The organism is Streptacidiphilus neutrinimicus, assembly GCF_000787815.1.
Classification (GTDB): Bacteria; Actinomycetota; Actinomycetes; order Streptomycetales; family Streptomycetaceae; genus Streptacidiphilus; species Streptacidiphilus neutrinimicus.
Genome location: NZ_BBPO01000036.1, coordinates 1 through 12,227, shown reverse-complemented (window position 1 = coordinate 12,227; position 12,227 = coordinate 1). Strand labels below are relative to the sequence as shown.

The 12,227-nt window shown below is 70.4% G+C and carries 10 protein-coding genes, 1 tRNA gene and 1 pseudogene; 7 read left to right on the top strand and 5 right to left on the bottom strand.

Annotated features, from left to right (window positions below; translation table 11 throughout):
• Together TR48_RS22280 and TR48_RS22275 are read left to right on the top strand one after the other, a co-directional pair.
• A partial coding sequence (locus tag TR48_RS22280) for a P1 family peptidase (protein ID WP_084729652.1) occupies window positions 1-983 on the top strand: 983 nt, incomplete at its 5' end.
• Between the two features lie 51 nt (window positions 984-1,034).
• The gene (locus TR48_RS22275; RefSeq protein WP_042370148.1) at window positions 1,035-1,856 is read left to right on the top strand and encodes a protein phosphatase 2C domain-containing protein; all 822 of its coding nucleotides are present in this window, start codon (window positions 1,035-1,037) and stop codon (window positions 1,854-1,856) included.
• A 35-nt stretch (window positions 1,857-1,891) separates the two neighbouring features.
• Here TR48_RS22275 and TR48_RS22270 read toward each other — a convergent pair whose 3' ends face one another.
• From TR48_RS22270 to TR48_RS22260, 3 genes are all read right to left on the bottom strand, one after another.
• Complete coding sequence (locus TR48_RS22270; protein WP_042370147.1) at window positions 1,892-2,593, bottom strand: hypothetical protein; 702 nt, start codon at window positions 2,591-2,593, stop codon at window positions 1,892-1,894.
• A gap of 205 nt (window positions 2,594-2,798) precedes the next feature.
• Complete coding sequence (locus tag TR48_RS22265; RefSeq protein ID WP_042370145.1) at window positions 2,799-3,758, bottom strand: pirin family protein; 960 nt, start codon at window positions 3,756-3,758, stop codon at window positions 2,799-2,801.
• 125 nt (window positions 3,759-3,883) lie between these two features.
• A complete protein-coding gene (locus TR48_RS22260; RefSeq protein WP_042370143.1) occupies window positions 3,884-4,309 on the bottom strand; it encodes an SseB family protein in 426 nt (141 codons plus the stop codon).
• Between the two features lie 160 nt (window positions 4,310-4,469).
• On the opposite strand from TR48_RS22260, the gene TR48_RS22255 reads away from it, so the two are divergent.
• Entirely contained in the window at window positions 4,470-6,299 is a 1,830-nt protein-coding gene (locus TR48_RS22255; protein WP_042370140.1) for an acyl-CoA dehydrogenase, read from the top strand.
• Window positions 6,300-6,594: 295 nt separating this feature from the next.
• Window positions 6,595-7,911, top strand: coding sequence for a M18 family aminopeptidase (locus TR48_RS22250; RefSeq protein ID WP_042370137.1), 1,317 nt, complete (start codon window positions 6,595-6,597; stop codon window positions 7,909-7,911).
• A gap of 30 nt (window positions 7,912-7,941) precedes the next feature.
• On the opposite strand, the gene TR48_RS22245 is transcribed toward TR48_RS22250, so the two are convergent.
• Window positions 7,942-9,765 (bottom strand): NHL domain-containing thioredoxin family protein, encoded by a 1,824-nt coding sequence (locus TR48_RS22245; RefSeq protein ID WP_084729651.1) that lies wholly within the window; start codon window positions 9,763-9,765, stop codon window positions 7,942-7,944.
• An 86-nt stretch (window positions 9,766-9,851) separates the two neighbouring features.
• Here TR48_RS22245 and TR48_RS22240 point away from each other — a divergent pair, with 86 nt between their 5' ends.
• Together TR48_RS22240 and TR48_RS22235 are read left to right on the top strand one after the other, a co-directional pair.
• Window positions 9,852-11,216 carry a hypothetical protein gene (locus TR48_RS22240; RefSeq protein WP_042370132.1) on the top strand — a complete coding sequence of 455 codons (1,365 nt, stop codon included), beginning with the start codon at window positions 9,852-9,854 and terminating at the stop codon, window positions 11,214-11,216.
• A gap of 33 nt (window positions 11,217-11,249) precedes the next feature.
• Window positions 11,250-11,321 (top strand) — tRNA-Pro (locus TR48_RS22235).
• A gap of 124 nt (window positions 11,322-11,445) precedes the next feature.
• On the opposite strand, the gene TR48_RS44450 is transcribed toward TR48_RS22235, so the two are convergent.
• The gene (locus tag TR48_RS44450) at window positions 11,446-11,583 is read right to left on the bottom strand and encodes a thioredoxin domain-containing protein (protein WP_170183551.1); all 138 of its coding nucleotides are present in this window, start codon (window positions 11,581-11,583) and stop codon (window positions 11,446-11,448) included.
• Between the two features lie 105 nt (window positions 11,584-11,688).
• Here TR48_RS44450 and TR48_RS22225 point away from each other — a divergent pair.
• A pseudogene (locus TR48_RS22225) lies at window positions 11,689-12,227 on the top strand (hypothetical protein); the annotation flags it as partial.

The window sequence follows — 12,227 nt, the reverse complement described above, 5'->3', positions numbered from 1 at the left end:
GGGTCGGGCACGCACACCGGGTAGGTGACGGCGCGCTGACCGGGGTGACGGTCGTGCTCGCGCCGGAGGGCGGGGCGGTCGCGGGCGTGGATGTGCGGGGCGGAGGCCCCGGGACGCGGGAGACGGACGCGCTGGACCCGCGCAACCTCGTGCAGCGCGTGGACGCGATCGTGTTGACCGGCGGCAGCGCCTTCGGGCTGGACGCCGCCGGAGGCGTCACCGCGTGGCTGGAGGAGCGCGGCCGCGGGTTCCGCGTCGGCCCGGAGCCCGCGCAGGTCGTGCCGGTCGTCCCGGCCGCCGCGCTGTTCGACCTCGGGCGGGGCGGTGACTGGCGCGCCCGGCCCGACGCCGCGCTCGGCCGCGCCGCCGCCGACGCCGCCACCGACGGTCCCGTCGCGCAGGGCAACGTCGGCGCGGGGACGGGCGCGGTCGTGGGCGGGCTCAAGGGCGGCATCGGCACGGCCTCGGTCCGGCTGCCCTCGGGGGTGACCCTCGGCGCGGTCGCGGCCGTGAACGCCGTCGGTTCCGCGGTCGACCCGGCGACCGGCGAACTCTACGCCGCCCGCTTCGGGCGGCCGGGCGAGTTCCCCGACCTCCGGGCGGAGCCGTCCGCGCCCGCCGAGGGTCAGTCGCTCAACACCACCCTCGTCGTCGTCGCCACGGACACGACGCTCACCAAGGCCCAGGCCCAGAAGCTGGCCGGCACCGCTCACGACGGCCTGGCCCGCGCGCTGCGCCCGGTGCACCTGCTCTCGGACGGCGACACCGTGTTCGTCCTGGCATCCGGCGCCCGTCCGCTGCCCCTCCCGGAGGGGGATCCCGCGTTCGCCGTCCACCTCGAGGCGGGCGCGCTCAACGAGCTCTACGCCGCCGCCGCCGACACCGTCACCCGGGCGATCGGGCACGCCGTGCTCGCGGCGGAGTCGGTGGGAGAGATCAGCAGCTTTCGGGACAAGTGTACGAACAAGCCGAATTGTGGGTGATGGTACGTCAAACGACTGCCATTGCCCGCCGCGCCGTCTCACACTGACTGCATGCGCCTGGAGATAGCGGGGGAACCGCAACGGGGCGACCGCCCCTCGGAGGACTTCGTCGCCAGCAGCGGCGACGCGTTCGTGCTGCTGGACGGCTGCAGCTCGCCCGTCGCGATGGAGAACGGCTGCGAGCACGGCACCGCCTGGTTCGTCCGGCGGCTGGGCGTGCACCTGCTGGCCCGTCTGGTCGACCGTCCGGACCGTTCGATGGCGCAGTGCCTGAGCGACGCCATCGCCGAGACCGCGTCCCTGCACGGCGCCCGCTGCGACCTCGGGCATCCCAACACCCCGGCGGCCATGGTGGTGGCGGCCCGCGCGCACGGGCCCAGCCTCCAGTACCTGGTGCTGGGCGACTCGCAGCTGGTGCTGGACCGCGAGGGCACCTACGCGGTCGTGGGGGACAACCAGCCCTTCCCGGCGGGCGAGGGGCTGCGCCGCCAGGTCCACGCGGCGGCGCACGGCAGTCCGGAGCGGGCCTCCCTGCACATGCGCTACGCGCTCGCCGTCCGGGCCGCCCGCAACACGGGCCACGGCCCGTGGGTCGCGGCCGCGCTGCCGCGCGCGGCGGAGCACGCGGAAACGGGCGCCGCCCCGCTCGGCGAGCTCCGCGCGTTCGCGGCGCTCACCGACGGGGCGGCGAGGTTCGTCGACCGGTTCGACCTGGGCGGCTGGCCCGACGCGATGCGTCTGATGGACCAGCGCGGCCCGGCCGAACTGCTCCGCCGCGTCCGCGAGGCCGAGGCCTCGGACCCGGCGTGCGCACGCTGGCCGCGCGGCAAGGCCAAGGACGACGCCACGGCCCTCTACGCGGCTCTGCGCTGACGCCTGCCCGGTTATCCGGCTACCCGGCTACCGGGTTACTTGGTGACCGCGAAGTAGCTCCAGCCGGAGCTGGCGGCGGCGTTGCGGGAGTCGCCGTCGAAGGTGAAGGAGACCCGCGCGGCCACGTTGGCCGTGGTGATGCCGTTCGGCCAGCCGAACCAGGTGTAGCCGGAGGCGTTGGTCGGGTCCTTCACCAGCTTGGGGTCGATGGTGAGGGTGTGCCAGGTGTTGTTCCAGTAGCCCTGGAGGTGGACCGTCAGGGTGGCCTTGCGCGGGGCGACGGTGCCGTTGAACGTGATCTTCTGGCCGACGTGGTAGAGCTGCCACCCCTGGTCGTTCTTGTAGCCGGCGTTCAGCCAGCCCTTCACGACGGCGGCGCTGGTGACGTAGGTGCTCGCCTTGGCGGCCCGGTCGCGGCTGTCGCCGGCGAACTTGGCGACGTACGTCGTGTTGCTGGCCGACTTGACCCAGACGGCCAGGTTGCCGTGGGCGTCGACGCGGCCCTTCTTGAGGACCGAGGAGCCGTTGTCGATCTCGACGGTGCGGTTGCTCGCCGTGGTGCCCAGGTGGGCGGTCAGCTCGACCGACTGGCCGTAGCGGGCGTGGTTGGTGCTGGCCTTGAGGGTCAGCGAGGTCGGCTTCGCGACGGCGGTGGCCGCGTTGGCCGGGGCGGCGCCGACGGCGAGGACGGCGGCGGTGGCGGCCACGGCGGTGGCCACGGTGGTACGGAACTTCACGGAAGAACTACCCCCAGAGAAGGCACCCGCGCGACGGCGCGCATGCCGAAGAATGTGCGATCACGGGCAGAGCGCTGCAGTCGCTCCACACACCGTGATGCTGTGTGAATGACGTGAACGTTAGTGCATGCCTGTGACAGCCGAGCGAGAACCCCGTCCACGGAGTTCGTGAACGGGGTTCTCGTGGGGTGCGGACTGCGGGCGACTAATCCCTGGTCACGGGGATCTGCCCGAAACGTCCGGCGTTGAAGTCCTCGATCGCCTGCTGGAGCTCCCGGTGACTGTTCATCACGAACGGCCCGTAGTGCGCCACCGGCTCCTTGATCGGCTCGCCGCCGAGGATGATGACGTCCATGTTCGGCGAGCGCGACTCCTGCAGCGCGGACGCCTGCAGCGCGATGCTCTCGCCGTCGCCGAAGACCGCCGCCTGGCCCATGTGGATCGGACGGTTCTCCTCGCCGATCGTGCCCTCGCCGTTCAGGACGTAGACCAGCGCGTTGAAGTCCGGCCGCCACGGCAGCGTGATCCGCGCGCCGGGGCTGATCGTGGCGTGCAGCATCGTGATCGGGGTGAAGGTCGTGCCGGGCCCCTGGTGGCCGCCGACGTCGCCGGCGATGAGCCGCAGCACCGCGCCGCCGTCGGGGGTGGACAGCAGCTTGACCTCGCCGCCGTGGATGTCCTGGTACTTCGGCTGGATCATCTTGTCCGAGGCCGGCAGGTTCACCCAGAGCTGGATGCCGTGGAAGAGGCCGCCGGTCATGACCAGCGACTCCGGCGGGGTCTCGATGTGGAGGATGCCGGAGCCGGCCGTCATCCACTGGGTGTCCCCGCCGCCCAGGTGGCCGCCGCCGCCCGTCGAGTCCTGGTGCACGAACTCGCCGTCGATCAGGTAGGTCACCGTCTCGAAGCCGCGGTGCGGGTGCCACGGCGTGCCCTTGGGCTCGCCGGCCGCGTACTCCACCTCACCCATCTGGTCCATCATGATGAACGGGTCGAGGTACTTGGTGTTGATCTTCGCGAAGGCGCGACGGACCGGGAAGCCCTCACCCTCGAAGCCCTCGGGAGCCGTGACCACGCCCAGGACCGGGCGGGGCGTCGTGGTGGCCGGGTCCGGCGTCTCCACGCGCGGCAGGACCAGGGGGTTCTCTACGGTCACAGCGGGCATGGCTGCCTCCTTGCTCTTGCTTCGACACGTCCAAGATAGTTGAACGTTGAATCTCTAAGCAAGTTGAAGCGTCAACTAATTCCCGCCCCTGTGACGGGCCCCCCGTCCGCCGCGTCCACGGGTGGCTATCCGTACATCCTGCGCATCGTGAAATCGACCATCTGTTCGACAGCCTTCGCGTCGAAGACCATCCGGTGCTCCCCCTCCATGTCCATGGCGAAGCCGTAGCCGGTGGGGAGGAGGTCCAGCACCTCGGCGCCGGTCACGGTGAAGAACTTCGAGTCCTTGCCGGCGTAGCGGCGCAGCTCCTTGAGGGAGCTGAACATCGGGATCACCGGTTGGGGCGTGTTGTGCAGGGCGAGGAAGCCGGGTCGGTCCCCTCGCGGGCAGTAGATCTTCGAGGTGATGAAGATCGACTGAAAGTCCTCGACCGTCATCGCACCCGAGGTGAAGGCCCGGATCGCGTCCGCCAGCGAGGGCGGAGTGGGCTCCGGGTAGGGCTGCTGATAGCCGGGGTTCGGCCCCTGCTGGGGCTGCTCGTAGCCGTACACAGGTCAAGGCTAGCGAGCGATGTGACCTACGCCAGGGCCGCAGGGGGTTGATCTAAGTTACCCTTGGGTAGCATCATGGCAGCTACCTGCTGGTAGCAGGTAGAAGGTCTCACTGGTAGATCGCTGTAGATCTCGTCGATCGAGTTGAGGGTTCACGACTATGGGTCACTACAAGTCCAACCTCCGCGACCTGGAGTTCAACCTCTTCGAGGTGCTCGGTCGCGACGAGGTCTACGGCACCGGTCCGTTCGCCGAGATGGATGTCGAGACGGCGAAGTCCATCCTGTCCGAGATCTCGCGTCTCGCCGAGAACGACCTCGCCGCGTCCTTCGCCGACGCCGACCGCAACCCGCCGGTCTTCGACCCGGAGACCAACACCGCTCCGATACCGGAGACCTTCAAGAAGAGCTACCAGGCCTTCATGGACTCCGAGTACTGGCGTCTCGGCATCCCGGAGGCGATCGGCGGCACGGCCACCCCGAACTCGCTGGTGTGGGCCTACGCCGAGATGATCCTGGGCGCCAACCCGGCCATCTGGATGTACTCCTCCGGCCCGGCCTTCGCCGGCGTCGTCTACGAGGAGGGCACCGAGGAGCAGGCCAAGATCGCCAAGCTCATGGTCGACAAGGGCTGGGGCGCCACCATGGTGCTGACCGAGCCCGACGCGGGCTCCGACGTCGGCGCCGGCCGCACCAAGGCGATCCAGCAGCCCGACGGCTCCTGGCACATCGAGGGCGTCAAGCGCTTCATCACCTCGGGCGAGCACGACATGTCCGAGAACATCATCCACATGGTGCTGGCCCGCCCCGAGGGCCACGGCCCCGGCACCAAGGGCCTCTCGCTCTTCATCGTGCCGAAGTACGACTTCGACTGGGAGACCGGCGAGCTGGGCGAGCGCAACGGCGCCTACGCCACCAACGTCGAGCACAAGATGGGCCTCAAGGCCTCCAACACCTGCGAGATGACCTTCGGCGCCAAGCACCCGGCCAAGGGCTGGCTGGTCGGCGAGAAGCACGACGGCATCCGCCAGATGTTCCGCATCATCGAGTTCGCCCGCATGATGGTCGGCACGAAGGCGATCGCCACCCTCTCCACCGGCTACCTGAACGCGCTGGAGTACGCCAAGGAGCGCGTGCAGGGCCCGGACCTGGCCCAGTTCCTGGACAAGACCGCGCCGCGCGTCACCATCACGCACCACCCGGACGTGCGCCGCTCGCTGCTGACCCAGAAGGCCTACGCCGAGGGCATGCGCGCGCTGGTGCTGTTCACCGCCTCCGTCCAGGACGAGGTGCAGCTGCTCAAGGCCCGCGGCGAGGACGCCTCCGCCGCCGAGCGCCTGAACGACCTGCTGCTGCCGATCGTCAAGGGCTACGGCTCGGAGAAGTCCTACGAGCAGCTGGCCCAGTCGCTGCAGACCTTCGGTGGCTCCGGCTTCCTGCAGGAGTACCCGATCGAGCAGTACATCCGGGACGCCAAGATCGACACCCTCTACGAGGGCACCACCGCCATCCAGGGCCAGGACTTCTTCTTCCGGAAGATCGTCAAGGACCAGGGCCAGGCGCTGACCGCCCTGTCGGAGCAGATCGTCAAGTCGATCGCCGCGGGTGTCGGCGGCGACGAGCTGGCCGCCGAGCGCGACGCGCTGGCTGCCGCCGCGGGCGACCTGGAGGCCATGGTCGGCACCATGCTGGCCCAGCTCGGCACGGTCGAGCAGGACGTCCGCAACATGTACAAGGTCGGCCAGAACACCACCCGCCTGCTGCTCGCCTCCGGCGACGTGGTCCTCGGCTGGCTGCTGCTGCGCGCCGCGGCCGTCGCCCAGGCCAAGCTGGCGGCCGGCGCCTCCGAGAAGGACGTGCCGTTCTACCAGGGCAAGATCGCGGCCGCGCGGTTCTTCGCCCGCAACGTGCTGCCGACCGTGCACACCCAGCGCCTGATCGCCGAGGGCATCGACAACGAGATCATGGACCTCGCGGAGGAGGCGTTCTGATCGGCGTCCGCGCCGGTCGGCCGGGTGCCGGAACGTCACAGCGACGTCCGACCACCGCCTGATCACCAGCTGAGCATCGCCGGGGCGCCGTCTCGGCGCGCAGGGCCCGGACCCGGGGAGGGTCCGGGCCCTCGTGCGTCCGGCCCGCCACGGGGGTGTCCTTCGCAGGGGTCCACGCGCCACCCTTCGCCATGGTGAACGGAAGCGCGATCAACGCGCGTCCTCGGCCTCGGCCCTATGCTCGACCGCAGAGATCGGCCACCCTCAGCAATTCTCAGCACGTCTGGAGCCCGCTTTGACCCCCGCTGCCGCCTCCACGCACACCGCCACGCCTGCGTTCGACCGCAGTCACACCGATGACCTCATCGCCTACCTGCAGTCGAGCCCGTCACCCTTCCACGCGGTGGCCGAGGCGGCGGCACGGCTGGAGAAGGCGGGCTTCCGGCAGGTGGAGGAGACGGCGGCCTGGGACGCGGCCCCGGGCGGTCGCTACCTGATCCGCGGCGGCGCGCTCGTGGCCTGGTACGTGCCCGAGGGGGCCACCCCGGCCACCGGGTTCCGCATCGTCGGCGCGCACACCGACTCGCCCAACCTGCGCGTCAAGCCGATCCCGGACACCGGGGCCGACGGCTGGCGCCAGGTCGCCGTCGAGATCTACGGCGGGGTCCCGCTCAACACCTGGCTCGACCGCGATCTCGGCCTCTCCGGCCGCCTGGCGCTGCGCGACGGCCGCGTCGTCCTGGTCCGCATCGACGAGGCGCTGCTGCGCGTCCCGCAGCTGGCCATCCACCTGGACCGCAGCGTCAACGACGCGCTGACGCTCGACCGGCAGAAGCACCTCACGCCGATCTGGGGCCTCGGCGAGGTCGACGAGGGCTCCCTGATCGCCTACGTCGCCGCCGCGGCGGGCGTCGCCGAGGGCGACGTCGTCGGCTGGGACCTGATGGTCCACGACGTGCAGCCGCCGTCCTACCTCGGCCGCGACCGCGAGCTGCTGGCCGCGCCGCGCCTGGACAACCTGCTCTCGGTGCACGCCGGCACGGCCGCGCTCGCGGCCGTCGCCGCGGCCGACGCCGAGCCGGACCACATCCCGGTGCTGGCCGCCTTCGACCATGAGGAGAACGGCAGCGAGTCCGACACCGGCGCCCAGGGCCCGCTGCTCGGCAACGTCCTGGACCGCTCCGTCTACGCCCGCGGCGGCACCCACGAGGACCGGGCCCGCGCCCTGGCCGCCACCATCTGCCTCTCCTCGGACATGGGCCACGCCGTCCACCCCAACTACAGCGAGCGCCACGAGCCGGGCCACCTCCCGCTGCCGAACGGCGGCCCGATCCTCAAGGTCAACGTCAACAACCGCTACGCCACCAACGCGACCGGCCGTGCCGTCTTCGCCGCCGCCTGTGAGAAGGCGGGCGTGCCGTGGCAGAGCTTCGTCTCCAACAACTCGGTCCCCTGCGGCACGACGATCGGCCCGATCACGGCCGCGCGCCTCGGCATCGCCACGGTGGACTGCGGCGTCGCCGCCCTGTCCATGCACTCCGCGCGCGAGCTGTGCGGGGCGGACGACCCGTTCCTGCTGGCCTCGGCCCTCAAGGCGTTCCTCGAGAGCTGAGGCCCGTTCCACTGCAGGGTCCTGCGGGGTCTACTCCTGGTCCATCCCGGCCAGCACCAGCGCGAGCCGGTCCGTCCCGTCCTTCGTGACCCGGACCGGCACGCCCCAGTCCTGCTGGTGCACGTGGCAGGTCGGGAACTCGATCGCCGGGTCCGCGTCGCAGGACGCCGCCATGGCCGAGACGTGCAGCACGCCCTCGGTCACCGCCGGGTTCAGCGTCAGCTCGCGCCGCAACGCGGTGTCCGCGCCGGAGCCTTCGAGGATCAGCTCCGGCGGCGTGGAGCTGACCAGCAGGCGGGTGGCGGGGCCGTAGGTCTCGTCCAGCTTCTGCCCGGTGGGCGCGGTGAAGACGACGTCCAGCGCGAGCGTGCCGCCCGCGATCTCGGTCGCCGGCCGCTGCGTGCGGTGCGCGGCGGCCTCCACCTGCACCGCCTCCTCGGGCAGCCGCAGCCGGGTGAGGCGGTGCCGGGCGGACTCGACCACCACGATCTCGTCCCCGTCGACGATCGCGCCGGACGGCTCCCGGAGGTCGGTGGCGAGCGTGCTCACCTCGCCCGTCTCCGGGTCGAACCGGCGCAGCGCGTGGTTGTACGTGTCCGCGATCGCGACGGACCCGTCGGGCAGGACGGTCACCCCGAGCGGATGCTGCAGCAGCGCCTGCGCCGCGTCGCCGTCCCGGTGGCCGAAGTCGAACAGCCCGGTGCCGACGGCGGTCCGCACCTCGTGCGTCCCGGCCTCCACGTACCGCACGGCGGACGTCTCGGAGTCGGCCACCCAGAGCCGGCCCCCGTCCGCGGCGACCGCCAGCCCGGACGGCTGCGCGAACCACGCCTCGGCGGCGGGGCCGTCCACCAGCCCCTCGTTCGTCGTCCCGGCCTCGACCTGGACCGTGCCCGCCTCGGGGTCGAAGCTCCACAGCTGGTGCGTCCCGGCCATCGCGATCCACACCCGGCCGTCGAACCACGCGACGTCCCACGGCGAGGACAGGTCCACGTCCGTCGCCGGGCCGCTGGTCGCGGAGTTCTGCCACCACTGCCGCCCGGTCCCGGCCAGCGTCGTCACCTCGCCGGTCGCCAGGCTCACCCCGCGCAGCGCGTGGTTGACGGTGTCCGCCACCACGACGTCGTACGGCCGGCCCTCGACCAGCGCCAGCCCCTGCGGCTCGCTGAACCGCGCGGCCTCGGCCTTCCCGTCCGCGAACCCGCGGTCGCCGGAGCCGATCCGCCGCACGACGGTCTCCCCGTCCGCGGCCAGCTCGACCAGGCTGTGATGGCCGGAGTCCGCCACCAGGTACCCGCCCCCGGGCAGCCTGACCGCCTTGCCGGGGAACTTCAGCGCGCCGGGCACCGCCTCCGGCGCCACGTACGGCCCGTCCCCGCGCCGCAGCGTCCCCTTCGCCCCGTGCTCCGCCTCCAGCTCCGCGACCAGCGCGCCGATCGCGTGCGCATGCCCCTCCCCGGCATGCTGCGCCACGACGTACCCCTCGGGGTCGATCACCACGAGCGTCGGCCAGGCCCGCACGGCGTACTGCTTCCAGGTCGCCAGCTCCGGATCGTCCAGCACGGGGTGCTCCACCTCGTACCGCGCCACCGCGTCCACCACGGCCTGGTGCTCGGCCTCGTGCACGAACTTCGGCGAGTGCACCCCGACGATCACCAACGTCTCCCGATGCGCCTCCTCGAGCTCCCTGAGCTCGTCGAGGACATGCAGACAGTTGATGCAGCAGAACGTCCAGAAGTCTACGACGACGCACTTACCTCGCAAGTCCGCGAGGGTGAGGTCCTTGCCGCCGGTGTTGATCCATCCGCCCTTGCCGACCAGCTCGGGGGCGCGAACGCGTGCACGTGATGCCATACCTGCATCCAACCGCATCGGGCTGTGAGTGCATTCCGGACGATAACCAGTGGAGCGGTCGAGCCTGACCTGCCAGCCTTCTCCGCATGTCGGAGAGCATCGAGAACCTTCTGCACGAGCTGCACGCCACGCTGGGCCTGCGCAAGCGGCCTGAGGACGTGGCTGAGCTCGTTCGCTCCTTGCTTCAGGCTGCGGACGAGAACCTGGACGCCGCGACAGAGGCAGCTCTCGACAAGGCGACGGCAACGTCTCTGCGCAGCCTTTGGCACGGATACACCTCGATGCGCGAGGAGTTCGTCGGGCCCGTCGGCGCACAGAGGCAGCTGGCAACAGCCGCCGACCTCTTCGACTCTGTTGGTCCTGTGCCGACTGAGGTGGGGGACGACCCTGCGCAGGTGGAGGCCATCGCCCGGGCTGCGGGCGTCGAGATCCACAAGGAGTTCGGCGAGAGTGACTTCCTGGACGATCGCCTCAACCGCGAGCAGCGGGCCGCCGTAGGACTCGCCGACCTCTCCAGACGGCAGTACAACAAGCGCTTCCGCCTTCTTCGACGAATGGAGGCGAAGATCGCGGCGATCGTGGATGGACAGCGTAAGCGTGAGGTCGCCATGACCGGAAAGAGCGGTCTGGCGTCGCGGCTGTCCTATGAGGAGTTCGCGGCGGACACGGGTAGCGCGGCTTTCATCGCCTACCTGACGGCGCGCGCCAACCTGCGCAGCGAGTTCACGATCGACGGGCAGCAGCGTCCCTACGACGAGGTCGCGGACGCCTTGTTCCAGCGCCTGGATCCGCAGACGGCCAATTGGTTCGCCATTGCCCACGTGCACCCGGTCGCCCAGGTTCTGGAGCACGTGGGGGACGAGCAGCGCGGTCTGCTGCTGGGCCGCTGGTACGGCATCCTGCTCGAAGTCGCAGATCAGCTGGAAGAGCTGTGGCAGGCGCATGAGCCGGACCGGACAACCATGATCGTTCGGCGCGGAGACGACTCGACGACCTGGAACCAGACGGCCCGTGCGTGGTCAAAGGCACGTGCGAATTGGTTCGCACTTCTCGAAGCCATGGGCGCCGAGGACGTCATCAAGCAGATATGTCCGGGCAAGGTCCTGATGTTGGTCGCGGCAGACGTCGCCGCCTGGCACAGGCAGTCGGGCCGAGGCCTTCACCCGGACACCGACGTGTGGGCAGACCTGCCGTTGCCGTGGGAGGTGCTTCGTGGTGATGCGCAGTGTCCGCAGTGGCTCGTCGAGCAGGTGTGCCGTCGGCACGGGGTAGAACCGGAGCGTGGTGGTTGGACGAGGGCTCGGCGGGCGGCTCAGGCGGTACCCTTCCGGGCCACGCCAGAACTTGTACACGGGGTGACCGTCGCTGATCCCATGCTGGCGACGCTACTCCGGGCGGTCGGGGTCTTCTCCGGCAAGGAGTTGAGAACGGAGCCCACGGAAATGCGTTGACCACAACGGTCGACGACGGCAAGGATCGGCCCCGACGAGGAAGCTCAGTGGTGGAGCGGCCGGCTCGGGACCGGTTGGACGCAGGTTCGAGCCCTGCCCTCGTTACAGCCCATGGGACCGCGAAGCTCTGCGGTGGAGCGCCCGGCTCGACTTCCAGGTGGACGTAGGTTCGAATCCTGCCGCGGCTCCCATGGGACCTCTGGGGCAATGTCCTCTGGGCGGCCTGAGTTCAGTGGTAGGACAACCAGAAGTCGAGTACGACGATCTTCCCCCGCAGATCCGCGAGGGTCAGATCCTTGCCGCCGGTGTTGAGCCATCTGCCCTTGCCGACCAGCTCGGGGGCGCGAACGCGTGCACGTGATGCCATACCTGCATCCAACCGCATCGGCTGTGGACGCATTCCGACAGTGCTGCCATCTGAACGGCACACCCCGGCAGCCCCATCCAAAGTGCGTCTGGGAGCATCTCCGCCATGGCTGACCGAAGCTTGTCCTCTGCTGGCACCGCAGCTGGCTTTCGCCTGCTTTCAGCACTGGTCGTCCTGGGTGGGTACGAGTTCGCCTTGTTCGGTGCGCCTGTCAGTCCGGGACGGATCGGCGCTTCCCTCGGAGGCGCCTACCTGGGTGCAGCCCTGCCCGTCACGATGTGGACCCTGATCATTCTTACGCTCGGGCGGCGCTTCGGCTTGGAGCCCAAGCTCCTCTCATTTGGGCTGGGGCCCGCGCTCCGTACCTCCTTCAGCAGCAGCCGGATCCTCGTCGTTCGCCGGTTCCCTGTCCCGGTGCTCAGGGCTCGGACAACCGTGGGGCCGTCCGGGATTACGAAGGCGCGCCTCGCTGCGGTCGTGCTGGTCACGCTGACGGTGCAGGGGCTGGTGGGCTGGGGGCTGCTGCTGGCTCCGGGCGCCTTCGGGGCAGCGGCCGGCATCACATGCCTAGGGACGGCACTGCTTCGGCTGGGCGGGGTTCGCAGCATCTTGCGCGTTGAAACCGTCGGCCTCTCCGCCGAATC

What these genes read in the sequence shown, in the direction of transcription:
- TR48_RS22245 (WP_084729651.1), bottom strand. Translation starts at nt 9,765, where the DNA reads ATGGCATCACGTGCACGCGTTCGCGCCCCCGAGCTGGTCGGCAAGGGC.
- TR48_RS44450 (WP_170183551.1), bottom strand. Translation starts at nt 11,583, where the DNA reads ATGGCATCACGTGCACGCGTTCGCGCCCCCGAGCTGGTCGGCAAGGGC.
- TR48_RS22240 (WP_042370132.1), top strand. Translation starts at nt 9,852, where the DNA reads ATGTCGGAGAGCATCGAGAACCTTCTGCACGAGCTGCACGCCACGCTG.
- TR48_RS22255 (WP_042370140.1), top strand. Translation starts at nt 4,470, where the DNA reads ATGGGTCACTACAAGTCCAACCTCCGCGACCTGGAGTTCAACCTCTTC.
- TR48_RS22275 (WP_042370148.1), top strand. Translation starts at nt 1,035, where the DNA reads ATGCGCCTGGAGATAGCGGGGGAACCGCAACGGGGCGACCGCCCCTCG.
- TR48_RS22265 (WP_042370145.1), bottom strand. Translation starts at nt 3,758, where the DNA reads ATGCCCGCTGTGACCGTAGAGAACCCCCTGGTCCTGCCGCGCGTGGAG.